The organism is gamma proteobacterium SS-5 (genome assembly GCA_009497875.2).
Taxonomy (GTDB): domain Bacteria; phylum Pseudomonadota; class Gammaproteobacteria; order Chromatiales; family Chromatiaceae; genus Magnetovirga; species Magnetovirga frankeli.
Map to the genome: position 1 here is coordinate 2929335 of CP032508.2, position 26231 is coordinate 2955565.

General features: G+C 62.0%; 26 protein-coding genes. 6 read left to right on the forward strand and 20 right to left on the reverse strand.

Going from position 1 to position 26231, the window contains the following annotated elements; genetic code table 11:
* Positions 1 to 156 precede the first annotated feature (156 nt).
* The 6 genes from cheY to flhB all read right to left on the reverse strand — a co-directional run bounded on the left by cheY (position 157) and on the right by flhB (position 7415).
* A complete protein-coding gene (gene cheY / locus D5125_01580) occupies positions 157 to 543 on the reverse strand; it encodes a chemotaxis response regulator CheY (GenBank protein QFY88270.1) in 387 nt (128 codons plus the stop codon).
* Positions 544 to 563: 20 nt separating this feature from the next.
* Positions 564 to 1328 carry an RNA polymerase sigma factor FliA gene (locus tag D5125_01585; protein QFY88271.1) on the reverse strand — a complete coding sequence of 255 codons (765 nt, stop codon included), beginning with the start codon at positions 1326 to 1328 and terminating at the stop codon, positions 564 to 566.
* Position 1329: 1 nt separating this feature from the next.
* Positions 1330 to 2160, reverse strand: a complete 831-nt coding sequence (locus D5125_01590; GenBank protein ID QFY88272.1) for a MinD/ParA family protein — start codon at positions 2158 to 2160, stop codon at positions 1330 to 1332.
* Positions 2161 to 2209: 49 nt separating this feature from the next.
* Positions 2210 to 3739: a flagellar biosynthesis protein FlhF gene (gene flhF, locus D5125_01595; protein ID QFY88273.1), complete on the reverse strand. Its 1530-nt coding sequence runs from the start codon at positions 3737 to 3739 to the stop codon at positions 2210 to 2212.
* Positions 3740 to 3751: 12 nt separating this feature from the next.
* The gene (gene flhA, locus D5125_01600; GenBank protein ID QFY88274.1) at positions 3752 to 5851 is read right to left on the reverse strand and encodes a flagellar biosynthesis protein FlhA; all 2100 of its coding nucleotides are present in this window, start codon (positions 5849 to 5851) and stop codon (positions 3752 to 3754) included.
* Positions 5852 to 6281: 430 nt separating this feature from the next.
* On the reverse strand, positions 6282 to 7415 hold the full coding sequence (flhB, locus tag D5125_01605) for a flagellar biosynthesis protein FlhB (GenBank protein QFY88275.1): 1134 nt from the start codon (positions 7413 to 7415) through the stop codon (positions 6282 to 6284).
* Between the two features lie 429 nt (positions 7416 to 7844).
* On the opposite strand from flhB, the gene D5125_01610 reads away from it, so the two are divergent.
* A complete protein-coding gene (locus D5125_01610; GenBank protein QFY88276.1) occupies positions 7845 to 9173 on the forward strand; it encodes a DUF898 domain-containing protein in 1329 nt (442 codons plus the stop codon).
* A gap of 15 nt (positions 9174 to 9188) precedes the next feature.
* The gene (locus D5125_01615) at positions 9189 to 10259 is read left to right on the forward strand and encodes a M48 family metallopeptidase (protein QFY88277.1); all 1071 of its coding nucleotides are present in this window, start codon (positions 9189 to 9191) and stop codon (positions 10257 to 10259) included.
* 52 nt (positions 10260 to 10311) lie between these two features.
* Here the strand turns inward: D5125_01615 and fliR are convergent, their stop codons facing one another.
* From fliR to D5125_01660, 9 genes are all read right to left on the reverse strand, one after another.
* Positions 10312 to 11088 carry a flagellar biosynthetic protein FliR gene (gene fliR / locus D5125_01620; protein QFY88278.1) on the reverse strand — a complete coding sequence of 259 codons (777 nt, stop codon included), beginning with the start codon at positions 11086 to 11088 and terminating at the stop codon, positions 10312 to 10314.
* Entirely contained in the window at positions 11085 to 11354 is a 270-nt protein-coding gene (gene fliQ, locus D5125_01625; protein ID QFY88279.1) for a flagellar biosynthesis protein FliQ, read from the reverse strand. The genes fliR and fliQ overlap by 4 nt, the downstream gene beginning before the upstream one ends.
* A gap of 10 nt (positions 11355 to 11364) precedes the next feature.
* Positions 11365 to 12099, reverse strand: a complete 735-nt coding sequence (gene fliP, locus D5125_01630; protein QFY88280.1) for a flagellar type III secretion system pore protein FliP — start codon at positions 12097 to 12099, stop codon at positions 11365 to 11367.
* Entirely contained in the window at positions 12099 to 12587 is a 489-nt protein-coding gene (locus D5125_01635; protein QFY88281.1) for a flagellar biosynthetic protein FliO, read from the reverse strand. Before D5125_01635 ends, fliP begins: the two co-directional genes overlap by 1 nt.
* Positions 12580 to 12996 carry a flagellar motor switch protein FliN gene (fliN, locus tag D5125_01640; GenBank protein QFY88282.1) on the reverse strand — a complete coding sequence of 139 codons (417 nt, stop codon included), beginning with the start codon at positions 12994 to 12996 and terminating at the stop codon, positions 12580 to 12582. Before fliN ends, D5125_01635 begins: the two co-directional genes overlap by 8 nt.
* Positions 12997 to 13303: 307 nt before the next feature.
* Entirely contained in the window at positions 13304 to 14329 is a 1026-nt protein-coding gene (gene fliM / locus D5125_01645; GenBank protein ID QFY88283.1) for a flagellar motor switch protein FliM, read from the reverse strand.
* Between the two features lies 1 nt (position 14330).
* Entirely contained in the window at positions 14331 to 14876 is a 546-nt protein-coding gene (locus D5125_01650; GenBank protein QFY88284.2) for a flagellar basal body-associated FliL family protein, read from the reverse strand.
* A gap of 192 nt (positions 14877 to 15068) precedes the next feature.
* Complete coding sequence (locus D5125_01655; protein QFY88285.2) at positions 15069 to 15746, reverse strand: L,D-transpeptidase; 678 nt, start codon at positions 15744 to 15746, stop codon at positions 15069 to 15071.
* 241 nt (positions 15747 to 15987) lie between these two features.
* On the reverse strand, positions 15988 to 17373 hold the full coding sequence (locus D5125_01660; protein ID QFY88286.1) for a cysteine--tRNA ligase: 1386 nt from the start codon (positions 17371 to 17373) through the stop codon (positions 15988 to 15990).
* A gap of 240 nt (positions 17374 to 17613) precedes the next feature.
* On the opposite strand from D5125_01660, the gene D5125_01665 reads away from it, so the two are divergent.
* Genes D5125_01665 through D5125_01675 form a run of 3 tightly spaced genes read left to right on the forward strand, consistent with a single transcriptional unit; the run spans position 17614 to position 19421 of the window.
* On the forward strand, positions 17614 to 18177 hold the full coding sequence (locus D5125_01665; protein ID QFY88287.1) for a peptidyl-prolyl cis-trans isomerase: 564 nt from the start codon (positions 17614 to 17616) through the stop codon (positions 18175 to 18177).
* A 6-nt stretch (positions 18178 to 18183) separates the two neighbouring features.
* The gene (locus tag D5125_01670; GenBank protein ID QFY88288.1) at positions 18184 to 18687 is read left to right on the forward strand and encodes a peptidyl-prolyl cis-trans isomerase; all 504 of its coding nucleotides are present in this window, start codon (positions 18184 to 18186) and stop codon (positions 18685 to 18687) included.
* Positions 18688 to 18689: 2 nt separating this feature from the next.
* Positions 18690 to 19421 carry a UDP-2,3-diacylglucosamine diphosphatase gene (locus D5125_01675; protein QFY88289.1) on the forward strand — a complete coding sequence of 244 codons (732 nt, stop codon included), beginning with the start codon at positions 18690 to 18692 and terminating at the stop codon, positions 19419 to 19421.
* Positions 19422 to 19573: 152 nt separating this feature from the next.
* Here D5125_01675 and D5125_01680 read toward each other — a convergent pair whose 3' ends face one another.
* From D5125_01680 to D5125_01690, 3 genes are all read right to left on the reverse strand, one after another.
* Complete coding sequence (locus D5125_01680; protein QFY91029.1) at positions 19574 to 20035, reverse strand: DUF882 domain-containing protein; 462 nt, start codon at positions 20033 to 20035, stop codon at positions 19574 to 19576.
* Between the two features lie 323 nt (positions 20036 to 20358).
* Positions 20359 to 22014: a L,D-transpeptidase family protein gene (locus D5125_01685; protein QFY88290.2), complete on the reverse strand. Its 1656-nt coding sequence runs from the start codon at positions 22012 to 22014 to the stop codon at positions 20359 to 20361.
* Positions 22015 to 22178: 164 nt separating this feature from the next.
* Positions 22179 to 23756, reverse strand: coding sequence for a glutamate--cysteine ligase (locus tag D5125_01690; protein ID QFY88291.1), 1578 nt, complete (start codon positions 23754 to 23756; stop codon positions 22179 to 22181).
* A 118-nt stretch (positions 23757 to 23874) separates the two neighbouring features.
* On the opposite strand from D5125_01690, the gene D5125_01695 reads away from it, so the two are divergent.
* Positions 23875 to 24726: a serine hydrolase gene (locus D5125_01695; GenBank protein ID QFY88292.1), complete on the forward strand. Its 852-nt coding sequence runs from the start codon at positions 23875 to 23877 to the stop codon at positions 24724 to 24726.
* Between the two features lie 39 nt (positions 24727 to 24765).
* On the opposite strand, the gene D5125_01700 is transcribed toward D5125_01695, so the two are convergent.
* Both D5125_01700 and D5125_01705 read right to left on the reverse strand, forming a co-directional pair.
* On the reverse strand, positions 24766 to 25818 hold the full coding sequence (locus D5125_01700; GenBank protein QFY88293.1) for an AI-2E family transporter: 1053 nt from the start codon (positions 25816 to 25818) through the stop codon (positions 24766 to 24768).
* Positions 25818 to 26231, reverse strand: coding sequence for a hypothetical protein (locus D5125_01705; protein ID QFY88294.1), 414 nt, complete (start codon positions 26229 to 26231; stop codon positions 25818 to 25820). The genes D5125_01700 and D5125_01705 overlap by 1 nt, the downstream gene beginning before the upstream one ends.

The following is a 26231-nucleotide window of genomic DNA, read 5'->3' on the forward strand; positions in this document are numbered from 1 at the left end:
TTAAACCCAGTTTTTATACCCTGTTATCGTCCATGCATAGCATCGGCCGGTTGAGCAAAAAGTAAAGTTTTTCTTGTGCTTTGAGCGCAATCGTGGCAAATCAACTCAGCTATGCCGCCTGCAACCCTGCATCAAGCCGCCTCGGGCGGCCAGGCATCAGCTTTTGATGCGCTCAAAGATCTTCTCGATCTTCTCTTTCAGGGTGACCGCGGTGAAGGGCTTGACCACATAGCCATTGACCCCGGCCTGGGCCGCCTCGATGATCTGCTCACGCTTGGATTCAGCGGTGACCATGAGTACCGGCAGGGTCTTGAGTTCCGGGTCGGCACGCACCGCCTTGAGCAGGTCGATGCCGGTCATGCCCGGCATGTTCCAGTCGCTGACCAGAAAATCAAAGTGCCCGGACTTGAGCATGGGCAACGCCGTGGTGCCGTCATCCGCCTCGTGAACATTGGTGAAGCCCAGATCACGCAGCAGGTTCTTGATGATTCGGCGCATGGTGGAGAAGTCATCCACCACCAGAATCTTCATGTTTTTATCCAACGCCTACCTCCAAAATTTAATCATGTGGCCTGCGCGTAGAGTTGCGCACTGCCGCTATCACCCAACCAATCGGCCAATTTGGCCCTCAACCTCGATGTGGCCTGACTGTGGATCTGACAGACCCGCGATTCGGTCACCCCGATCACCTCGCCAATTTCACGCAGATTCAATTCATCGTCGTAATACAGGGCGATCACCAGCTTCTCCCGTTCCGGCAGCTGGGTGATGGCCTGGGCCAGCGCCCGCTTGAAGCCCTCCCGTTCCAGGCCGTCGCCGGGACCGGCCCGGGTCTCGGTCAGACTGCTCGGGGCGGTGACGCCCAGGGTCTCCATCTCGTCGATGCTGAGCACCCGGGAGCCGACGCTATCTTGCAGAATCTGGTGGTATTCGTCGATGCTGATATTCAGCTCGGCGGCGATCTCGCTGTCCTTGGCATCGCGCCCCTTGGCGTTTTCCACCCGGCGGATGGCCTCGGCCACCTCGCGCGACTTGCGATGCACCGAGCGCGGCGTCCAATCGCTGCGCCGGATCTCGTCGAGCATGGCCCCGCGGATGCGGATGCCGGCATAGGTCTCAAAGCTGGCACCCTGCTCGGAGTCGTAGTTGCGAAAGGCCTCGATCAGGCCCAGCATGCCCACCTGCACCAGGTCCTCCAGCAGCACGTTGGGCGGCAGCCGGGCCAGAAGATGATAGGCGATACGTTTCACCAGGGGTGCGTATTGCAGCATCTGCGCCTCTGAGGAGGAGGCCGCCGCCGTCTCCCGATATGCATTGAGGCCGTTCATCTCAGCCCATCTCCTGTCCGGTAAATTGAATCAATCGTTCCACAAAAAACTGTAGCTGGCCATTGGCGCCGTTGGGCAGGGGCCAGTTATCCACCTTGCGCGCCAGGGCCTTGAAGGCCTGCGCGGCGCGGCTGCGCGGCGCGGCGTTGACCACCGGCCGCTGTGACTTGACCGCCTTGCGCAGGGCATCATCGTAGGGAATGCTGCCGGCATGTACCAGCATCACGTCCAGGTAACGGTCGGTGACGCGAAACAGCTTGCTGAACAGCTCCTGACCCTCCTGCGGCCCGCGCGTCATGTTGGTGAGGATGCGAAAACGCTCCACCCCGTAGTCCCGGTTGAGCAGCTTCATCAGGGCGTAGGCATCGGTGATCGAGGCCGGCTCGTCGCACACCACCACCAGGATCTCCTGGGCCGCGCGGCTGAAGCTGATGACCGTATCCGAAATGCCCGCTGCGGTATCCACGATCAGGGTATCCAGGTCCCCGCCCAGCTCGCTGAAGGCATGGATGATGCCGGCGTGCTCGGCGGTGCTCAACTCGGCCATGGCCTGAATCCCCGAGGCACCGGGCACCACGCGCAGCCCGGATGGGCCTTCGACGATCACCTCCTCCAGGTCGCGCTCGCCGCGCAGGACGTGGGAGAGATCATATTTGGGATGCAGCCCCAGCACCACATCGATGTTGGCCAGCCCCAGGTCGGCATCGAGCAGCACCACGCGGCGACCGGCTTCGGACAAGGCCACCCCCAAGTTGACAGCGATATTGGTCTTGCCGACACCGCCCTTGCCTCCGGTAACGGCCAGTACCCGGACTGGTTGTGGATTCATCATGCGGCGTAACCCTTCAGCTTGATCGATTGGCTTAGTAGTATAGGCGGTATCAGACGCGAGCATCGGCTTGCCCCCCTGCCAGGGAGAGCGCCACGAACTGATCACTCTGTCCTATTGCGTATTGTTGGCTCATATTCACCGCCCGGTTGACCAGCGCCTGGGTACGCGGCAGATGCAGGTCCTCAGGCACCTTCTGGCCATCGGTAATAAAGGCCAGGGGCAGGCCCTGGCGGATCAGGGCGGAGAAGACGCCGCCCAGAGAGGCCGCCTCATCCACCTTGGTGATGACGCAGGCCTCCGGCCGGACCGCCTTGAAGGCCAGGATGGCCTGCTCCAGCGCCGCCTGCTGGGTGCTGGAGGAGAGGGTGAGAAAGCTGCGCACCGGCCGCCGCTCGCTGCCGAGCAGGGACAGTTGTTCCTGCAGGCGGGCGTCGCGCTGGCCCATGCCGGTGGTGTCCACCAGGATCAGGCGCTTGTCAGCAAAGGCGTTGACGGCGATCTCCAGGTCCTTGACCGTGGCGGCCGAGCGCACCGGCACGTCCAGCAGGCGGGCGTATTGGATCAGCTGATCCTGACCGCCCAGCCGATAGCCGTCGGCGCTGATCAGACCCAGGTGACGATTGCCGTGACGCAGACAAAAGCGCGCCGCCAGCTTGGCGATGGTGGTGGTCTTGCCCACCCCGGTGGGGCCGACCAGGGCCACCACACCGCCCTCGTCGATCAGATTACCCTGGAATACCGGCAGGCTGGCGGCGAGTATGGCCAGGGCCTTGCGCCAGGATTTCTCCAGCTCTTCGACCCCTTCCACCTTGCGCGCCAGGCCGTGGCACAGGTCGGCGCTGAGATCCAGCGACATCAGCCGCCGAAACAGCTCCTGCGCCTCGGGCTGCTTGCGCCCCATCTCGTCCCAGCCGAGCAGGGAGAATTCGTTGCGCATCATGCGCCGCATGTTTTCCATCTCGCGCCGCATCTCCAGCAGGATGGGGTTGTTCGCCAGATCGTCCGTTTGTCCATCCAGGCCACCGCTGGGGCCGGCGGACAACGGCTGCTTGACGTTTATTTGACTTACCGGTGCCGAAGAACCGGCACTTGGTCTGGATACGGGCCGTTGATAGGTGGGCTGGGCCTGGGCCTGGAGCCGAGACTGCGCCTGGGCCTTGGCCGGACGGCTCGGGGCCGGTCTGGGGCTGTTGACCGAGGCCAACCGCGCCGCCTGGGCCGCTGGCCGCCGATAGCCATCGCTTGCGGGCCGGGGGATTGCCGAGCGGGCGTTTGCGCCCTGGGCCTGGGCCTGGTGTTGTTGCTGGGCCTGGTGCTGGGCCGAAACCTGGGGTCGCGCCGGGGCCTGGGCCTGATCGGTCGGGAAGTCGCTCGCAAAGCGGGCCTGGGGCGCGTTGTCCGCCTCGTCCGGCCCCTCTGCCGGATCAAAGGCGCTCTCGTCAAAATCCACTGCGGCGACGATCTCTATGCCCTCCGGGCCCTTGCGGTTGGAGAGAATCACTGCGTCCGGGCCCAACTCTTCCCGAACCTGCTGCAGTGCCTGGCGCATATCCGCTGCTTGAAAACGTTTGATGTTCATCGGTCATACCTGTCAGTTGGTCTGTTGCCCTATGGTTGCCACGACCCGGATCCGCCGGTTCTCGGGGATCTCGTTGTAGGAGAGGACGTGTATCCCCGCCACGCTGTGTTTCACGAATCGTGCCATCCAGGGGCGAATCCCCGCAGCGACCAACAGGATCGTCTCCTCGCCGGTGGCCCCCTGGTTCCGCGCCGTCTGCATCAGCGACTCCTGCAACCGCTCCGCCAGACCCGGCTCAAAGCCCGCGCCGGTGCCATCGGCCCCCTGGATGCCCTGCAACAGGATCTGCTCCAGCCCCGGCTCCAGCACGGCGACCGGGATCTCGTCCACCGGGCCTGCGATCTGCTGCACTATGGAGCGGGACAGGGCAATACGCACCTGGGCGGTGAGCACGCCGGTATCCTGCATCGTGGCACCGTGCTCGGCCAGGGTCTCGGCAATGCTGCGCATATCCCGAATCGGCACGCCCTCGGCCAGCAGGTTCTGCAGAATCTTCAGTATCTTGCCCACGGTCAGGGTCTTGGGTACCAGGTCTTCCACCAGCTTGGGCGCCACCCGCTCCAGGTTCTCCAGCAGCTTCTGCACCTCTTCGTGGCCGAGCAACTCATGGGCATGGGCGCTGAGGATCTCGCTTAAGTGGGTGGCCACCACGGTACCGGCATCCACCACGGTGTAGCCGTAGCTCTGCGCCTGATCACGCTGGTTTTCGTTGATCCAGACCGCATCCAGACCAAACGCCGGGTCCTGGGTGGTGATGCCCTGCAGGGTGCCGAAGACCTGGCCTGGATTGATCGCCATGACCATGTCGGGCTGGATCTCGGACTCCGCCACCGGCACCCCGTGCAGGGTGATGCGGTAGGCAATGGGGGTCAGGTCCAGGTTATCGCGGATGTGTACCGGCTGCACCAGAAAACCCAGCTCCTGTGAGAGTTTCTTGCGCACCCCCTTGATCCGGTTCATCAATTGGCCGCCCTGGTTGCGGTCCACCAGAGGGATCAGGCGATAGCCTACCTCCAGGCCGATGATGTCCACCGGCGGCACATCGTCCCAGGACAGCTCCTTGATCTCGGGCTGGCTCTCGCTCGCCTCGGGCACCGCTGCCTGTAGTTGTTGCGCCTCGTTGCGCCGCTTCACCAGCCAGGCTCCACCACCGGCAATCCCGCCCAGGGTCAAAAAGGCCAGATTGGGCATGCCGGGAATCAGCCCCATGAAACCCAGGATGCCACCGCTGATGGCCAAGGAGCGGTGGTCGGTAAACAGCTGATGCATCACCTGGCCACCCAGGTTGTCCTGACTGGAACTGACCCGGGTGACGATGATGGCGGTGGCGGTGGACAGCAGCAGGGCCGGGATCTGCGCCACCAAACCGTCACCTATGGTGAGCAGTACGTAGTATTCCAGGGCGGTGCTGAAGTCCAGATCATGCTGGATCATACCGATGGCCAGGCCGCCGACGATATTGATCGCCAGGATCAGCAGGCCGGCCATGGCATCGCCGCGGACGAACTTGCTGGCACCGTCCATGGAGCCGTAGAACTCGGCCTCGGCGGCTATCTCTTCGCGCCGACGGCGGGCCTCCTCGTGGTCGATCATGCCGGTGTTCAGATCGGCGTCGATCGCCATCTGCTTGCCCGGCATGGCATCCAGGGTGAAGCGGGCGCTGACCTCGGAGACACGCCCGGCACCCTTGGTGATAACCACGAAGTTGATGATGATGAGGATGGCGAACACCACCAGACCCACGGCGAAGTTGCCGCCGATGACGAAGGCACCGAAGGCCTCGATCACCTTGCCCGCAGCATCGCCGCCCTCATGCCCCTCCAGCAGCACCACCCGGGTAGAGGCGATATTCAGCGCCAGACGAAACAGGGTCACCACCAGCAACAGGCTGGGAAACACAGAAAACTCCAGCGGCCGGACCGCATAGAGCACCACCAGCATCACCACCAGCGATAGGGTGATGTTGAAGGTGAACATCATATCCAGGGCCAGCGGCGGCAGGGGGATGATCATCATCGCCAGCAGCAGCACCAGCATCAATGGCGTGCCTAAGCCCGCCAGATTGCCTGGCCGGATCTGTTTGATGTTGCCAAGTAGCGCGGTAGCGTCCATAAAGCCTGTTCTCAAATGCCTGGGGTCAATTAACAAGGTGCCTTAGCGGCGGAATCCTGAAGAAAAGTCAAAAATTTCAGGGTGCAGTGGGTTCAACCTATATTCCTCAGTTAAGCCACAGAGACACAGACGACTCCAGGGCCACCGATGATCCAGTCATCGGTTTGGCATGACCTACCTCCCTGTAGGCCCGACGGAGGAGGTAGAGCCAAGCCTGGAGCCAGAGCCGAGGTCACAGAGTTGTTTCAACGGGTTAGCTATCAGACCAGGCTCACCTAGAAGGTGCTGAATGCGTGCTTTCCAACACATTGATTTTTCTCTGTGTGCTCTGTGGCTCTGTGGCCAAATGCTCTTTTTAGGTTCAATCTACCCGATTACCCCTGTATCTCAGCCATTATCTCGGCTTGGCGGGGCGTGCCCGCTTCAGCCCTCAGACCACCGGGTCGGTGCGGTATTCCTCTGGAATCATGTAGTCATCCGGTGGCACCGGCACCTCGCTGGCGGTACGCAACTGGTACACATAGGCCAGCAACTTGGCCACCGCCAGATACAGCCCCTGCGGGACGTACTCTCCAATCTCGGCGTTGTAATACAGGGCACGGGCGAGCATGGGGATCTCCATCACGGGAACATGGTGCTCTGCCCCCACCTTGCGGATATTCAGCGCCACCCGATCCACGCCCTTGGCCACCACCTGGGGGGCGCGCATACGCAGTTGATCGTATTTCAACGCCACGGCAAAGTGGGTCGGGTTGGTGACGATGACATCGGCCTGGGGTACCGCCTCCATCATCCGGCGCATCGCCGCCTCGCGCTGCTTCTGGCGAATCTTGCCCTTCACCTGAGGGTCGCCCTCGGACTGCTTGTTCTCGTCCTTGACCTCCTGCTTGGTCATCTTCAGCTGCCGCTTGTGGTCCCACACCTGAAAGGGCACGTCCACCAGGGCCACCAGGATCAGGGTGGCGGAGAGCAGAAACACCGACCAGCCCAGCATCCAGGACATCTCTTCCATGGCCGGTTCCAGCTCCATGGTGACCAGCGCCAGATACTTGCCCATGGTCAGATAGAGCAGGCCCACCGTGGCCCCGCCAACGAGAAAGAACTTGATCAGCGACTTACCCAACTCGACCAGGGACTTGAGCGAGACAAAGCGCTTCATGCCGGTGATCGGATTGATCTTGCTGAACTTGGGTTTCATCGACTCGGTGCTGAAGATAAAACCACTCAGCGCCACCGAGGAAACAATGGCGATGACGATCATGACGGCGAAAAAGGGGGTCAGCATGGTCATGGCATCGACGATGGCGTCAACGAAATGGCGCATCATCGCCTTGGTATCGAAGATATCGGCCCGATCGATCTGAAAATTGGCCAGCGAGACCTTCCAGAAGCCCTGGCCGAAGTGGTCCAGCAGGACCCACAGGGTAAGCACGCCGATCATCGCCATGGCGGCGTTGTTCAGCTCGCGGGAGCGCGCCACCTGGCCCTTGTTGCGGGCATCCGAGATGCGTTTTCCCGAGGGGTCTTCGGTCTTTTCCTGGCCGTCCGCGTTTTCCTGGGCCATGGGCCAATGCTCCGACAATGATCATCACTGCCACTGACCTAACAAGAATCGCGCCAGCTTGGCCCAGGGTATGCCGAATCCTACCTGATTACCCCTGTATCCCGGCCATTATCTCGGCTTGACCCGCCGTGCATGGCTTGAGCCGGGAGGCCGGATCTGCCGACGATCTGACCGGGTATCGCCCATCGCGCTGCAAGTGCCCCTGCCAGGTCGAGCAGCAAGCGGCCCTCGCGGTGCCCTGGCTTGGCGGCGGGCGCGGCCCCCCTATGCCGTGCGGTGAGCCAAAACCAATCGCATTTTCGCTGGCCTCCCTATCAACTTATCCGCTAGGATTGACCCAGGCATCGTGGATAATGCCTGGTCGCCCCAGAGCCCGGGGGATTGCTGCGACCCACTCCAGGACATGCCACCCTCGCCGAGATTAAAACCATGACAAACCAAGGCTATATGCTGGTGTTCAATGGCCATCTGACCCAGGGCAGCGACCCGGAGGAGGTCAGAGAGCAGTTCTGCGCGCTCTTTCAGTTATCGCGCAAACAGGCCGATGTGCTGTTTGACCAGGCCCCCATGGCGGTAAAAAAGGACATCAGCCAGGAGTTGGCGCGCAAATACCAAAAACGCCTCAAGGCCATTGGCATGTTGAGCGAGATCCGCCCCATGCCCGGTCAGACCGTAGTGAAAGCGGCTACCCCGGCACCCGCGCCCCGGCCCCTGCCCTTTGCCCACCAACCCCATGGCGATCCGCCCCCTGCCGACCCGTCCGCCAGCGAGGACGGGCTTGATGACGAGGACAACCGGCCGCGCCGCCTGCCCTTCCGCTTTCATGGCCAGGGCGGCGAGTACTTCCGCATCTGGATCGTCAACATACTGCTCAGCCTGCTCACCCTGGGCATCTACTCGGCCTGGGCCAAGGTGCGCAACCACCGCTATTTCTATGGCAACACCGAACTGGACGGCCACAGCTTCGAGTACCTGGCCAGCCCCATCGCCATCCTCAAGGGGCGCCTGATCGCCGTGCTGATCCTCTCCCTCTATGTCCTGATCGGAAACCTGGTACCCCTGCTCGGGCCGGTGCTGGGCCTGGGCTTTCTTATCGCCCTACCCTGGCTGGTGTGCCGCTCCATGGCCTTTCGCAACTACCACAGCCGCTACCGCAATATCCGCTTCGGCTTCGATGGGGGCTACGCCGGGGCCTTCAAGGCCTTTGTGCTCTGGCCCCTGGTCGGGGCCCTGAGCCTGGGCCTGGCCATCCCCTATGTACTGTACAAGCAAAAACGCTTTCTGCTGGAGAACAGCCGCTACGGCGTACACGGCCTTCAGCCCAGCTTCACCGGCAAGAACTTCTACAGCATCTACCTGGTCGCCCTGGGCATGTTCCTGCTGGGTGCCCTGCTGGCGCTGATCCCCCTGGTGGGGCCGGTGTTCACCCTGGTGGCCTATCTGTTTGCCTTTGCCTATATCTCGGCCCACACCAGTAACCTGATCTACAACCAGACGCGGGTGGAGCGCTTTGGCTTTGACAGCCGCTTGCAGTTTCTGCGCCTGGCCTGGATCTACTTCAGCAACCTGTTGCTGATCCTGCTCAGCCTGGGCCTGGCCCTGCCCTGGGCCAAGGTGCGCCTGGCCCGCTACCGCGCCCAGTGCCTGAGCCTCAAGGCCAAGGGCTCGCTGGGACGCTTTATCGCCGCCGAAGAGCAGCGCGCCGGTGCCCTGGGCGAGGAGATCGGCGAGGCCTTCGATCTGGACCTGGGCATTTAACCGGATCGGCAGCGAATGAATCCCCCACCGCACCCGGTAGAGGGCCAGCTGTATGCAAACGCCAGCTCCGCCGCCCAGCCCGCCAGCCTGAGCGCCGATGGCCCGGGCCGGGTGCGCCTGCGCAGCGCCGACGGCCACAGCAGCCATGCCCTGAGCGATTTACAGATCAGCACCCGCCTGGGCAATACCCCGCGCCATCTGGGCCTTGCCGATGGTCGCCGCTTCGAGACCCGCGATAACCCTGGGCTGGATCGCCTGCTGCGCGCCCAGCGGGGCCCGCCCGCCGGCCACTGGTTGCATCGCCTGGAGAGCCGCTGGGGGTTTGTTGCCCTGGCCCTGGCGCTGAGCCTGTTGCTGCTCTGGGGCCTGGCCGTCCACGGCCTGCCGGCGGCGGCGCGGGTGGTGGCCATGCAGATGCCCATGGGCCTGACCGACAGCCTCAGCAACCAGGTATTGAAACAGCTGGATGAACGCCTGCTACGGCCCAGCGCCCTGCCCCAGGCGACCCAGACGCGGCTGCGGCAGCGGCTCGATCCCATCCTCGCCGAACAGGACGCCTTCACCTTTGAGCTGCGCTTTCGCCAGGGCGGCAAGGCCCTGGGTGCCAATGCCCTGGCGCTGCCCTCGGGGCTGATCATCATCACCGATGAGCTGGTCCGGCTGGCCCAGGATGATAACGAGCTAGCCGCCGTGCTGGCCCATGAGGTGGGCCATGTGGTGCACCGACACGGGCTGCGGCAGATGGTGCAGAACGCCGCCCTGGGGCTGATCCTGACCTATCTGACCGGGGACATATCCTCCCTCGCCGGGGCCCTGCCCCTGATGCTGCTGCAACTGGGCTATTCCCGCGAGTTCGAGTACGAGGCCGATCGCTTTGCCCGCGATTGGCTCAGCGCCCAAGGCCTCTCGCCCGAGCACCTTGCGGGTATGCTGAAACGCCTGGAAGGGCAGTCGAAGCAGCACAAGGCAGGGGGCTACCTGTCCACCCACCCGGCCACAGAGGAGCGCATCCAGCGGCTGAAAACAGAAGACAGAGGACGGAGGACAGAGGACAGAATTTTGCATCGCTGCGCGACAGATCAATAAACCTGGCGCGAAGCGCCTCAATCCTCTGTCTTCTGTCTTCTGTCCTCTGCCCTCAGGGCTCTATCCCCACAGTGCCTGCCACCAGGCCAAAGGCCTCGTCCAGCAGGTCCAGGAACTCGGTCATGATATTGGCCATGCTGATCCAGATGATGATGATGCCCAGCAGTATGGTGATGGCAAAGCCAATGGAGAAGAGATTGAACTGGGGCGCGGCGCGGGCCATGATGCCCATGCCCAGGTTGACCAGCAGCAGGGTGCCGACGATGGGCAGGGACATGAGCAGACCGCCGGCAAACATACGGCTGGCCCAGGAAACCAGGTTCCACAGATGGATGGAGTCGAACTTGGCCCCCACCGGCAGGGTGTGAAAGCTCTCCACCACCAGCTGGATCAGGATCAGGTGGCTATTGGTGACGACAAACAGCAGGGTGGCCATGATCAGAAAGATCTGCGCCACCACCGGGGCGTTCATGCCGCTGCCCGGATCGACCATGGTGGCAAAGCCCAGGCCCATCTTCAGGGCCATCATCTGGCCGCCGAACACCAGGGCACCGAACACCATCTGCAGGATAAAGCCCATCATCAGGCCGATCGCCAACTGCTGTACGATAAGCAGCACCCACTGCGGTGTCATCACCTCCACCATCGGCATTTTCGGCAACACCGGTGCCGCCACCAGGGTCACCAGCAGGGCCAGGATGACACGATGCCTGGCCTGGACCTGCTTGGCGCTGAACACCGGGGCGGCGGCAAATACGGCACCAATGCGGATGAAAGGCCAGAAGAAATCCGCCAGCCAGGAGGCCAGCTGTGTCTCCAGCAGGATCATCGAATCAATTCAGGGATGGAATCGATCAGCTGAATGGAAAAGTCCATCAGCAACTGCAACATCCAGGGGCCGGCCACGGCCAGCACAAAGCCCACCACCGCCAGCTTGGGGACGAAGGTCAGGGTCATTTCGTTGATCTGGGTGGCAGCCTGAAAGATGGACACCAGCAGGCCAACCACCAGTGCCGCCAACAGGATGGGGACGGACAGCATGACCACCGTCTCCATCGCCTTCTGCCCCAGGTCAATCACCATATCCGGGTCCATCGCGGCCTCCTCAGGGGACGAAACTTCGGGCCAGGGTGGAGGCCACCAGGGACCAGCCATCGATCACCACGAACAGCATGATCTTGAACGGCAGGGAGATGATCATCGGCGAGAGCATCATCATACCCATGGACATGAGTACGCTGGCGACCACTATGTCGATGATCAGAAAGGGGATGAACAGCATGAAGCCGATCTGAAAGGCGGTCTTCAGCTCGGAGATAAGAAAAGACGGCATCATCACCGTCATGGGGATCTCCTCGGTGGAGGCGTAGGGCTGCTCTCGCCCGGACAGACGGGTGAACATGGCCAGGTCATCCTCCCGGATCTGCGCCAGCATGAAGGAACGCAGGGGTTTCTGCGCCTCGATGAAGGCCTGTTCGGCGCTCATCTTTTCCTCCAGGTAGGGGGCGATGGCAGTCTCGTGCATGCGCTCGAACACCGGCATCATGATAAAGGCGGTGAGAAACAGGGCCAGCCCCAACAGGATCTGGTTGGAGGGCGTGGTGCCCGCCCCCATGGCCTGGCGCAGCAGGGCCAGGACTATGATGATACGGGTGAAGGAGGTGGTTACCAACAGCAGGCCGGGCAGCACGCTGATGATGGTCATGAACACCAGCACCTGCAGGGTCAGGCTATAGGACTGACTGCCATCCGGGTTCGATACCACAGTGACGGCATCCAGGCCAGGTGCCGCCAGGGCATCGACCGGGATCAGCGCCAGCAGGGCCAGCAGCCAGGGCATCACGGCGGCGGCACCCCGCTTGGCCCGTCACCCCCTGAGCCCGGTCTGGCCTCATTCTTAGGTTTCAGTTGTTGCCCAAGCTGTTGTTTCAGCTGGGTAGCGAAGCCGCCCGCGCCATCGGCCCGGCCCTGATCCTCGGCTGCGTCGGCCTCGGGCAGCTGTAGCAGTCGGCGGACCTGGCCGGGGGCCACCCCAACCAGGATCCGCTGCCCCTCTACCTCCAGCAACAGGGCGCGCTCGCGCCCGCCCAGGGAGACGCCGCCCACCACCCGCACCGCGCCCCGATGGGCCGGGCTGATGCCCAGGCGCTTGACCAGCCAGCCCATGGCCAGGATCAGCAGCAGCACCAGCAGCAGGCCACCGAAGGCCTCCACATAGCTGACATGGGTGGTCATGGGCGGCACCGCAGTCACCCCCTCGCCGCCCCCCTGGGCGGCCCCGGCGATACCTGGCAGAACTGGCAGAAACAGCGCAAGCGACCTAATCATGGCCCAACTGCTTGACCCGCTCGGTGGGGCTGATGACGTCGGTGAGGCGGATGCCGAATTTCTCGTTCACCACCACCACCTCGCCCTTGGCGATCAGGGTACCGTTGACCATCACATCCAGGGGCTCGCCGGCCAGGCGGTCCAGCTCCACCACCGAGCCCTGGTTCAGTTGCAGCAGATTGCGGATACTGATGTTGGTACGGCCAATCTCCATGGCGATGGTGACCGGTACATCCAGGATGGCATTGATATTGATGTCTTCATGGCCGGTATTCTCGTCCATCAGTTCGGCAAACTGCGCCGCCTGGGCCTGCTCGTCGCCCGAGGCATCGGCCTGCTCGGCCATGGCCGCAGCCCATTCATCGCCTACCGGCTCGCCGTTTTCATCGGTTAGTGTGTCATTGCTCATGTTTGCTTAGCCTGCTTAATAAAACTCGCGAAGGGGGTCAGGGCCAGCCGCCGTGCGCTTGTGCCTGGATTCGGCGGTCACGCCACAAAGCCACAGAGACCACAGAGTTTTTTCAATGGGTTAGGCCTCTATTAACCACTCACCCGTCATTCCAGCGAAGACGGGTAAGTACTCGACCACTCTCATACCTAAAGGGAGAGAGTCAAATCCCTCCCTTTAACAAAGGGGGCCAACTCTCTACCCAGCAAGCTCTCCTCGGTTAGGGGCTTAACGGCCTGAGTAGTCACCCTGGCTTTTCAGACCATCCTCAGCCCGGTTTTTTCGCTGCATCGACCAGCTCCTGCAAGGGGTTGACCGTCTCCCGTGCCAACCATTCGTTGACCTGGATCGCATAGTGCTCATCGGACACCCCCAGCCTGCCATTGAACACGGGAATATCCTGGGAGAGGACATCCAGGGTCTCCGGGATCTCCACCGGGATAATGTCCCCCGGCTTGAGCTTGGCCACCTGGCGCAGGGTCAGCTGGGTCTCGGTGAGTACGCTGTGCAACTCCAGCCGTACCCGCATCAATTCTTCACGGATGGCCTTGGTCCAGCGGGCATCGGCCTCGCCCCGCTCACTGTGTACCCCGGCATCGAGCAACTCGCGGATCGGCTCCAGCATGGAATAGGGCAGGCAGACATGGAAATCGCCGCTGCCGCTTTCCAGATCGACGTGGAAGCTGGATACCACCACCACCTCGCTGGGATTCACGATGTTCGCAAACTGCGGATTCACCTCCATGTTTTCAAAGGAAAAGTCAACATGGAGCACGGGTGCCCAGGAGGCCTGCATATCAATAAAGACATGCTTGAGCAGGATCTGGATGACGCGGTTTTCGGTGGGGGTGAAATCACGCCCCTCGATCTTGGTGTGAAAGCGTCCACTGCCGCCGAAATAACAGTCCACCACGCTGAATACCAGCTTGGGGTCGAAGATCACCAGGGCCTTGCCGCGCAAGGGCGAGATACGCACTATGTTGAGACTGGTGGGCACGAACAGGCTGTGCACGAATTCAGAGAACTTGACCATCTGCACCGCCGAGACGGAAATATCGGCGGTGCGCCTGAGCATGTTGAACAGGCTGGTGCGGTAATAACGGCCAAAACGCTCGTTGATCATCTCCAGGGTGGGCATGCGCCCACGCACGATGCGGTCCTGACTGGCAAAGTCATAAACTGAGGCATCCCCATCGGGCAGGCCCTCATCGGTCTCGGTCTCGACATCACCGCCATCGACGCCGTGCAGCAGGGCGTCGATTTCGTCCTGGGAGAGAAGATCGCTGCCGCTCATGTCACTCCATCACCAGCTTGGTGAAATAGACATTGGCCACCTTGGCCTCTGCCATACCCATTTCCTCGGCCAGTTGATCGATCTTGGCGATCAGCTCGGCCTGTAGCTTTTCCTTGCCGGCGCGGGTCTTCAGCTCCTCGGAGTTCTGGCTGCTGAACAGATTGAGCAGGTGATGCTTGACCATGGGGTCATTGTCCGTCAAGAAATTGAACATGTCCTGGTGTCGCGTCATCACCTCCACCGACACCTGCAACATGCGGTGCTGGCCATCGGGCGGTAGAGTCACCAGAAATGCCGGCTTTATAGAATAGTACAAATAGGGCAGCGGATTGCCCTTCTCATCCACATCCTGGGGCTCGCCCTGCTCGGTCTGTTCCGGCTCATCGGGTTTCTTCTCGCCCCCGTCGCTCATGATCAGATACACCGCCAGGCCGCTGAGAATCATCAGCGCAAAGGCACCGATGACAATCATGATAATGAGTTTTTTATTGGGATTCGCCGCGGCCTCGCCGTCTTCGACATCATCCTCAGGATCACCTTTCGCCATGATTCCTCCGCAGTTGGCACGACCCCTTTGCCGCCAGCCGCCCCCAAGCGGGGCAGGAAACGGGGGCATGGGGTCGAATAGTCAGGTCACGCAATAGCTGGTGACACAATAGCTGATCACACAATAGCAAGTAGCACGCCAAAGTTCATGCCTTGCCCGGCTGCCGCAGGCGCGAATGGGCTGGATTGGCCCTCAGTGCCAGGCAAATCCCTCTATCCCGCCCTGCCCCTGGCTGCCCAGATTCCAGGCCGAGTTGGGTGCCCCCGCACCGCCAGACCTGGCCTTGGGCAGATTCTTGTCCACCAGGACTTGGGTACGGCCCATCTCGATGAAACGGGTGTTCAGCCAGCGGGCATCCTCGGTGTACATACGCACGCAGCCGTGGCTGGCGTTATAGCCGGGCAGGCTATCGGAGCCGTGAAAGGCGATGCCGCCATTGAAGAAGACGCAATAAGGCATGGGCGCGCCGCCACCGGGCTTATCGACAGGAAAGCTGCTGGACTTGCAGTCCGCCCCTTCCTTGCGGAATACGGTGTACTTGCCTGCCGGGGTATGGCACTTTTCCTTGATGTCGGCACACCACTTCTTGCCGCCGGACATAGGCCCCCACTTGAGCAGACGGCCCTCGGGGCTGTAGGCACCCCAGGCCAGTTTTTTCTGATCCACCACCAGGGTGCTGCGCTGGGGGGCCTCGATCGCCTGGGGAAAGGGGGCGATATCATCCAGGTCCAGCCCGGAGAGCTTTTTCGGCACGGCAATCACCTGACCAGGGCGCAGCCGGGTGTTCATCCGATTCAGGCGCATCACCAGCTCGCGCTGACGGCCGTTGGCAAACAACGAGCTCCAGCTTTGGCCCTTCTTCACCTTCACGCATTGGTATTCTTTCTGTTTGCACAGTTCGGCACCAAAGGCGGCTGCGGCAGGCGGCACCCAGCCCAGCGCAATACCGCCAGCAAAAAGAGTCAAAACAGCTAACTGCTTGAACATCAAGATCTCCATACACTAAAAATCATGGGACAGCCAACGCCACCACAGAATATGAAATACCTCTTGGCTGCTTCGGGACTCGGGGCTCGAAAATTGGTTGGGACGGTGCCAGGATCCCTCCAGGCTAGAGCCGCCGCCAGCCGGTGCCGTCCGCACCGTCCTCCAGCACTATGCCCTGCTGCTTGAACAGGTCGCGGATACGATCGGCTTCGGCCCAGTCCTTGGCCGCCCTGGCGGCGTTGCGGGCGCTGATCAGGGCCTCGATCTCGCCATCGCTGAGGCCCTGTACTACCTGTGGATCACCGCCGCGCAGATAGTCCTCGGGGTCCGCCTGCACTATCCCCAGCACGGCCCCCAGCGAGCGCAGTTCCGCCGCCAGCGCCGCCGCCTGTTGCGGCTGCTGGTTGCGGATGCGGTTGATCTCACGCACCAGATCGAACATCACCGCCAGGGCCTCAGGGGTATTGAAATCATCGTTCATCGCCGCCGCAAAGCGCTGATCGAACAGGCGGCTGGGCGGGACATCCAGCGGCAGGCCGCGCAGGGCGGTGTAGAAACGGGTCAGGGCGGCGCGGGCGTTATCCAGGTGTTCCTCATCGTAATTCAACGGGCTGCGGTACTGACTGGTGAGGATAAAGTAACGGATCTCCTCGCCACGATAGCGCCCCAACAACTCGCGCAGGGTGAAGAAATTGCCCAGTGACTTGGACATCTTCTCCTCATTGACGCGGACAAAGCCGTTGTGCATCCAGTAGTTGACGAAGGGATGCCCGGTGGCCCCCTCGGACTGGGCGATTTCGTTCTCGTGATGGGGGAAGATCAGATCGGCACCGCCGCCGTGGATATCGAAGGTATCCCCCAGGGCCTGGGTGGACATGGCCGAGCACTCGATATGCCAGCCAGGGCGCCCCTCACCCCAGGGCGAGGGCCAGCTGGGCTCGCCGGGCTTGGCCGCCTTCCACAGCACGAAGTCCAGCGGGTCTCGCTTGATCTCCCCCGGTGCCACCCGCGCCCCAGACTCCAGATCGTCGATCGACTTGCCCGACAGCCTGCCGTACTCGGGAAAGCTGCGCACGCTGTAATAGACATCGCCATTGTCGGCCAGATAGGCGTGGCCCCGGTCGATCAGCCGTTGCACCATGGCGATGATCTGCGCCAGGTGCTCGGTGGCCCTGGGCTCGGCATCGGGCGGCAGCACCGCCAGGGCCTCGGCATCCTCGTGCATGGCATCGATGAAGCGCTGGGTCAGCTGCAGGAAGGGCTCGCCGCGCTCGTTGGCGCGCTGGATGATCTTGTCGTCGATATCCGTAATGTTGCGGATGTAGTTGACCTCATAGCCGAGTCGCTTGAGGTAACGATAGACCAGGTCAAACACCACCAGCACCCGGGCATGACCCAGGTGACAGTGGTCATACACGGTCATGCCGCAGACATAGAGGGACACCTTGCCCGGAACCAGGGGGCGAAAGGTCTGTTTACGGTTGTGCAGGTCGTTGTAAATCTTCAGCATGGCAGATGTTCAGCATGTCACGGGTAAGGAAGCAGCGACAGGCCGCTCGCGGCCCTGGCACCCAACGCCGCATTCCGGGTTGTGCCTCTGGGCATCGCGGAATGATAGCAGCCCGGGGGGCTTGCGTCCCAGCGACAGATTGCCCCAGCGAGGGATTCAGGCCAAAAGGGCGGGGAGATTTTGCCCTGCCCCGCTCAGTGCGTATCATAGCCCCGCCTATAAACCCCAAAGGAGCAGCCCATGCACGCCATACGCCCCCTCATCCTCGCCAGCCTGCTGCTGATCGGCAGCGGCAGCCTCCTGGCCGCCCCGATCAAGGTACTGATGCAGACCTCTCTGGGTGACATCAGCCTGCAACTGGATGCCGACAAGGCCCCCAAGACCGTGGAGAACTTCCTGCGCTACGTGGACAAGGGCTTTTACGATGGCACCATCTTCCATCGGGTGATCTACGATTTCATGATCCAGGGCGGTGGTTTTGACCGCGACCTGAACAAGAAACAGACCCTGGCCCCAGTCCGCAACGAGGCCAAGAACGGCCTGAAGAACGACCGTGGCAGCATCGCCATGGCGCGCACCGCCGATCCTCATTCGGCCACCGCCCAGTTCTTCATCAACCACGCCGACAACAACAACCTGGACCACCCCAGCTTCGACGGCTGGGGCTACACCGTATTCGGCAAGGTCATCGACGGCATGGACGTGGTGGACAAGATCGCCGAACAGGCCACCGAGGACCGCCCCGGCGGCCTGCAGAATGTGCCGAAAAAGACCGTTGTAATCAAATCCATCAAAAGGCTCTAAGAACCCATGACTCAGGTAAGACTCCAGACCAACCAGGGCGACATCCGTATCGAATTGGATACGGAAAAGGCCCCCAAGACCTGCGCCAACTTCATCCAGTATGTCGAAAGCGGCCACTATGACAAGACCATCTTTCACCGGGTAATCGACAACTTCATGATCCAGGGCGGCGGTTTCATGGCGGACATGATGCAGAAGGCCACCGAGCCACCGATTGAAAACGAGGCCGACAACGGCCTGAAGAATATCACCGGCAGCGTCGCCATGGCGCGCACCATGGACCCCCACTCGGCCACCGCCCAGTTCTTCATCAACGTGGCGGACAACGGCTTTCTCGACCACCCCGGTCAGGACGGCTGGGGCTACTGCGTGTTCGGCAAGGTGGTGGACGGCATGGAGACGGTGAATCGCATCAAGGCGCTGGAGACCGGCAACAAGGCTGGCCACGCCGATGTACCGGTGGAGCCCGTGATCATCGACAAGGCGACAGTGGAACCTGTGGCAAACTAGGCATGGGCGAGCGCCTGTTCATCGCCGATCTGCACCTGTCCGCCCAGCGACCCGAGGTAACGCGGCTGTTCCGGGCCTTTATCCAGCGGCGTGCCCCAGCGGCCCAGGCGCTCTACATCCTTGGCGACCTGTTCGATATCTGGATCGGGGATGATGCCCTGGATGCCTTTGGCCGGGAGATCGCCGATCTCTTGCGGGGTCTGACCGCCCAGGGCAGCGCCTTGTACCTGCAGCACGGCAACCGTGACTTTCTGTTGGGGGAGGACTTCTGCGCCCGCAGCGGTGCCCACCTGCTGAATGAGGAACAGGGCCTGGAGCTGCCCACCGGCCGCTGCCTGCTGATGCACGGCGATCTGCTGTGCAGCGATGATGAGGACTACCAGCGGGCGCGGGCCCTGTTGCACAGCCCCGAATTTATTGCCGATTTTCTCGCCAAACCGCCACGGCAGCGGCTGCAACTGGCCCAGGAATACCGCCGCCGCAGCGGCGAGGCCACCTCGCTCAAGGCACAGGACATCATGGACGTCAACCCGGAGACCCTGCTGCGATATATGCAGCGGCACCAGGCCCAGAGCCTGATCCACGGCCACACCCACCGGCCAGGGTTGCATGAACTGGGAGGCTCGGCCGAGGGCAAAAGACGCATAGTGCTGGGCGACTGGCGGCCAGAAGGTGCCGTCTGCCTGAGCCTGCAGGCCGATCAGGGCTTCCGCCTCTTCGATTTCAGGCCTTAAAGGGAACAAAAGGACGTAGCGTCTTCGAGGGAGTCCAGCGCGCTAAAAAGGAGCCCCCTGGTAGCTCCGAGCGCTGGCTCGGAGGCAGGCAGCCAGGCTCCACACCAGCAGGTTGGGTGTGGGACTGGCTGCACGGTCGTCAGAAGGGATGGCTACCAGCGACGTACGCGGCCGGTGTCCAGGTGAACGAATTGGGGGCCGGGATAATAGCCAACGCCGCCGGAGTGCATGGACAGGGCCGCCAGGCGCACCTGGCTGAGGGAGTGGCCGGGGACGCGGATATCGATGGCGCGACCGTACATGTGCAGGCTGCGCCGGGCCACGCCCCTGCCCTGCCGACGCAGCAAGGCATTGGTCTTGGGTGAGCGGTAGCCGGAGATGATCTGGAAGGGTCTGTTGGTATCGAGCTTCTTGCGCAGGACAAAGAGCTGATCCAACAGGCCCTTATCGATCTGGGTCACCTCGTTGCTGCGGTGATCACGCAGATGGTGGTTGACCTCGGCCAGGGCGTCATTCAGGTATTTGCCGTCTTCCCAGTAGGTCACCTTCAGCTTTTCACCCGTGTGGGTGTTGTGGAAGGCCAGGTAGCGGGCATCGTAGCGTTGCAAGGGCATGGCGCTGCGGTTGCGCGTGCTTGATGGACGCTTGGAGGAAGGTGCCTTGCCCTGAACGATCTGTTCACGCTTGGATTTGGCCTCATCCTTCCAGGAGGAGAAAAAGTCTCCACTGAGGATGTCGATCAGGCTACAGCCACTCAGCCCCAGGGTGGAGCCGGCCACGGCAGCGCCGAGAAAGAGTCGACGCGAGGGCGTGATAATCAGGCCGTCGTTATCGGAATCTTGTTTGTATTCAGACATTAATACACCCTTTCTGATACAGATTCTTAGGAGGATTGTTCGCTAATACTAAACCAGAGATTGGTTTTATTCAAGGTCGTTTAATCGCTTAGCACGGATACATCAGCAAACTTTTCATTTCTGCCGTAGATATCCCGCCTGAAATGCGCCTGACCCTGCTCATCCACCCAAGTCGTGAAATAGGTCAAATACACCGGAATCTTCTCAGGCAAGCCGATATATTTGGTTTCACCCGCCTCGATCGCCTGGATCAGTTGACGGCGTCCCGCGACGGGTTCAGTCTTGTTAAGCAACATGCCTGCCAACTCATAGGGCTGCTGTACCCGCACACAGCCCGAGCTGTACGCCCGCTGCTCCCGCTCGAACAGATTTCTGCTTGGCGTATCATGCAGATAGATGGCGTGGGCGCTGGGCATCTCAAACTTCAGTCGGCCCAGGGCATTGCTCTCTCCCGCCTCTTGGCGCAGCAGATAGGGGAAATCCTCTGCGGTGAGATAATAGGCCCAGTCGATCTCTGCCGGGTCCACCACCTGGCTCATGTCACGCAACAGCACCTGATAGCCGGACTGCTGCAGGTACTTGGGGTTGCTCAGCTGCTTGGGCACCAGGTCTCTGATGCTGATGGACTCGGGCACATGCCACTTGGGGTTGACCTTGAGTTGGGTGATGGTGCTGGAGATGGACGGGCTGGGCCGCTCCTTGCGGCCGACGATCACCCGGGTGGTCCAGAATGGGTTATCCCCCTCGTAGAGGGTTAGCTCAAACGCCGGAATATTGACCATCAAAAACCGACCGTCAAGATTCCGTGGCAGCCAGCGCCAGCGCTCCAGGCTGGCAATGATGCTGCGCAGGCGCTGCTCCACCGGGACATCCAGTTCGGCGCGGGTGGCCGGGCCAACCACCCCGTCTGCGGTCAGGCCATTGCGCCACTGAAAGGCCCGCACCGCCGCCACCAGGTCCGACTCGTAGCGCGGTGAGTCCTCCGGCTCCAGGCTGTTGAAGCTGAACTCGGCCTTGATTCGTCGCCGCAGGGCGGGCACCCAGCGTGAACTATCCCCCGGCCGCAGCAGGGGAATCTGTTGCGGCAGGCTGGCCCAGCCGCCCCGTTCGGCAATCGCCCGGTAGTAGCCATACACCTGGGTCAATCGCTGGTAGCCGGCATGGCGCGGTGGCAGCCCATCAAGCAGTTGCAGCAGGCTCTGCTCCCCCCGCACCACCTGGCCGAGGAACCCCTGCACGCTGTAGTCCTGGGACTTGATCAGCCAGTCCGGGTCATAACGCTTGGGCGAGAGCCGCCCCACGGCAAGGGTCCGGGCATAGGTCAGCAGCAGCTCGCTGAACCTCAGCTCATACTCCACCAGGCGCTGTTTCAGCGGGGCATCCGGGCGGAATTCAGAGAAGGGCACCAGCCATTCGTCGCCAATGCCGGTAAAGGGGGTGGCGCGCACCCGCTCCAGCACCTGTTCGATCCAGTCGGCCGGCCGCCGCTGATCGAGGATCCACAGGGTCTGGTAGTCGCGGGTGTGATAGAACCGGACCAGTTGCGCCCAGTCGCTGGCCGACAGCAGCGCCCCCTGGCTGCGCCCGCCCAGCTGTCGGCGCAGCAGGTGCTGCAGGGAACTGTTACCGGCCATGCTGCGCTCCAGGTCCGCCAGGGGATCAAACACCGCCAGCAGCGGTGCCGACAGCGCGAGCAGTAGCAGGGAACTGATAATGAAAGGGATAGTCTGTCTCATAACAATCTGGTCCGGCAGCGTCGGCCGCAAGGACCTCTGAACTGGACAATGGAATGGGCTGTGGCAACCCCGGATTCCGTTGCACTCCATTATCCGGGCTGCAACCTTACACCTCCGAGCCAGCACTCGGCGCTCCCAGGATCACTGGCAGCGGCAATACCCTCTCACACCAATCCCCTGGCCTGATAGGCACTGAGGAATTGGTCAAAATCCACCCGGTCTGCCGCCTCTGTCTCCCGCTGCTTCTGCAAGGAGCGTTCCACCTCTGCATCAAACGAGGCCTGCACCCCTGCCCCCAGCCGCCGCTGGGCGAAGAAACGGCGGTGCTGCCGCGACATGCGCTGGGCAAACGGATAAAAGCCCTCGCCCTGCTCGCGCATCTCTTGCAGTATCAGCGCCGAGGGCGTGGCGTTGGGGTCGCGCACCTTTTCCCGCTGCTGCTCCAGGGCCTGCGCATAGTCCGGTCGCGCCCGGCCCATGGAATCACACAGCGGAAGCATCGCCTGTAACAGCTCGTCGGCCCAGCGGCGCAGCTCCACGGCCTCACCCTGGCGTTGCAGGCACAGGCCCGGTTCACGGCCACGGTGGGCCACGGCGGCCAGGTTGAGGTCGATCTCACGGCGCTCGCGCCGGTCCAGGGGCGGGCTGTCCAGCAGCAGGCAGAACTGCATCAACAGATGCAAAAAGCGCAGCTGTACCCCATCCACCCCGGTTGGCTGATAGATATTGACATCCAATGAACGCAGTTCCACATAGCGGATACCGCGCTGACCCAGGGCCTCAACGGGCTTCTCCAGCCCCTGCAATGGCTGCTTGGGGCGTACCGTACTGTAATACTCGTTCTCGATCTGCAGGATGTTGGCATTGAGCTGGCGGTATTCCCCGTCCAGCTTGACGCCGATCTCCTCCCAGATCAGGGCCGGGGTAGAGATGGCATGGCTCAGGGAGGCCAGGTAATCGACCAGGGAGTCGTAGTTGGCCTTGATCCCGACGCCCTCCTCCTTGCGGTTCTGATAACCGATGTCGCCCATGCGCAGAGAGGTGGCGAAGGGTTCGTAATAGGTGCCCTCGTCAAACGCCTGCATGTGCCGGGGCCGCTGTTGAAAAAAGGACTTGCACACCGCGGGCGAGGCCCCGAACAGATAAGGCACCAGCCAGCCGAAGCGCTGCAGATTGCGCAGCAGGCCCATGTAGCAGGCATCGGTAAAGTCACGCAGACTGGAGCCGTCCCGCCGCTGCTGCTGCCACAGGGGCCAGAAGGCGGGATCGACCGAGTAATTGAAATGCACCCCGGCAATCACCTGCATCACCCGCCCATACCTGTGCCCCAGCCCGACCCGGTAGATGTGCTTCATGCGCCCGGCATTGGAGTCACCGTAGCGGGCAATGGGGATGCTGTCCTCGCCGTGCAGGACACAGGGCATACTGGTGGCCCACAACAGCTCCTCGGGCAGGCGCTGCTGTACCCAGGTCTGAAGATCGGCGAGGAACTCCAGTGCCGGATCGATCCCGGCAAAGGGCGGCGTGACCAACTCCAGCAGGGCCTCGGAATAATCGGTGGTGATCCAGGGATGGGTCAGGGCCGAGCCCAGCGCCTGCGGATGGGGGGCCTGGCTCACCCCCCCCTCGGGGGCCACCCTCAGGGCCTCCTTCTCCAGGCCTATGCTGGCACCCGCCAGCAGGGGCAACCCGTTGCGCCGATCAAGCCCGGCCAACCCAGCCTCGATTGCGTGGCTTGGCATAATCCCACCCTGTTCAAGACAACAAACCGCCGATTATAGCATTTCGCTGCCCGCAGCCCCTATGAAGCACTGCCATTTTTGGCTAAAGTAGCGCCCACGGATCGACAGAGGACATCCCATGTTACGCTATCTCATCGCACTCGCGCTCCTGCCCCTGGTACTCATGCTGGGCAGCAACGGCCTGGTCCTGGCCCAATCCAAACAGCCAAATATCCGCGCCGCCCATGCCCTGGTGCTGAATGGACAAGGCAAGCCACTGATCAGCAAGAACGCCGATCAAGCCACCCCCATCGCCTCCATCACCAAGCTCATGACCGCCATGGTGGTGCTGGATGCAGGCCAGCCCCTGGACCAGATCCTCAAGATCACCAAGGCCGATCGCGATACCCTGAAGAACACCAGCTCACGCCTGCGCTTCGGCGGGCGTCTGAGTCGGGGCAAGATGCTCACCATCAGCCTGTCCTCCTCGGAAAACCGCGCCGCCCACGCCCTGGCCCGTCACTATCCCGGTGGAGTAAAAGGCTTTGTCCAGGCAATGAACCAAAAGGCCGAGGCCCTGGGCATGTCCCACACCCGGTTTGCCGACCCCACCGGCCTGAGCCCGAACAACATCTCCACCGCCAACGACCTGGCCAAGCTGGTACAGGCCGCCATGGACTATCCGCTGATCCGCCGGGCCACCACCAGTACCTACAACCAGGTCTATCCCTTCAAGAACCGCGGCCCCCTGGAGTACCGGGTGACCAATCGCTTTCTGCGCAACGACAACCCGAACTGGGAGGTACTGCTCTCCAAGACCGGCTACATACGCGAGGCCGGTCGCTGCCTGGTCATGCGCGCCCGCACCGCAGGTCAGGACCTCACCATCATACTGCTCAAGGCACAGGGCAAGCTCACCCCCTACGGCGACTCAAACCGCATCCGCAAGTGGTTACTCCAAGGCAACAGCCAAGTGGCCTGGCAGCACTGAACGCTGCTCACCGAGCAAAAGGCCAAGGCAAAAACGGCATCACTCCTCATCCGGCCCCGGCCAGGAGGTGATGACGGCCTGCACCAGGGTAGCCAGGGGGATAGCGAAGAACACCCCCCAAAAGCCCCAGAAACCGCCAAATACCAGGATAGCAACGATAATGGCCACCGGATGCAGGTTGACCACCTCGGAGAACAGCAGGGGTACCAGCACGTTGCCATCCAACGCCTGGATGATGAAGTAGGACACCGTCAGCCAGATGAAGTCCGGCCCCCAGCCCCATTGAAACCAGGCGATCAGGACCACCGGGAAGGTAACCACGGCGGCACCTATATAGGGGATGATCACCGACAGCCCCACCAGCACCGCCAGCAACACCGCGTAGTTGAGGCCAAACAAACGGAAGGTGACAAAGCTGGCGCTGCCGACGATGAGGATCTCCCAGAACTTGCCGCGCACGTAGTTGGCGATCTGGCGGTCCACATCCTCCCAGATCTGCAGGGCCAGATCCCGCTGGGAGGGCAGAAAACGGGTGCTCCATGCCAGGATCAGATCCTTATCCTTGAGAAAGAAGAACACCAGCAGGGGCATCAGCACCAGATACACCAGAATGGTGATCAGCCCCACCAGGGAGGCCAGGGACAGGGACAGCACCTTCTGTCCCAGATTGGCCAACTCGGTGCGCAGAGTACCCATGACCTCCTGCACCTGCTCGGTGCTGAGCAGATCGGGATAGCGCTCGGGCAGCAGCATCAAAGCCTGTTGACCCTCGGATATCATCAACGGCAGCTGGTTGACCAGATCGGTGATCTGCCGCGACAACTGCGGTAAAAGTCCAAAGATCAGCAGCACCAAAAACAGCATGAAACCGCAAAATACCAGCAGCACCGCCCAGAAACGCGGTAGGGCGCGGTGCTGCAAGGGGGCCACCACGCCCTCCAACAGGTAGGCGATGACAATACTGGCCAGCACCGGCAACAGCATATCGCCCATGCTCAGCACCACGCCAAACCCCACCAGCAGCAGCAGGGTCAGATAGACCACCTGGGGATTGGCAAACTGGCGCCGGAACCAAGCGGTGAGCAACTGCATCAATCGCGCCCCTGGTCCTTGGCCTGTCCCTGATAATTGGCAAAATGGCGCTGAAACATTGCCTCCAGCTCGTCGATAACATCCATGGCATCGCGCCCCTGCAGCAGGTGCTCGGTCATCAGGCCGGAGGTCTCATGCAGCATCTGGGAGCGATCCAGCATGTAGAAGGACTCGGACAGGCGCTTGATCGCCCCCACCACGGTCTCCTCCTCCGGCCGGGGGATGGGCCTGGGCTCGTGGCGCACGGGTTCGGCACCGCCCAGCTCCTCCTGAAAGCGCTGGTGCAAAAAGGCGGCAAAGGCCCTGAGGCTGGCCTTGTCCTGGCCATTGAGTTCCCGGTAGAGGCGCAAGAGTTCGCGCTCCTCCGGGCTGCTGCCGGCACCAGCGTTGAATGGGGGATGCGGCATGAGCAT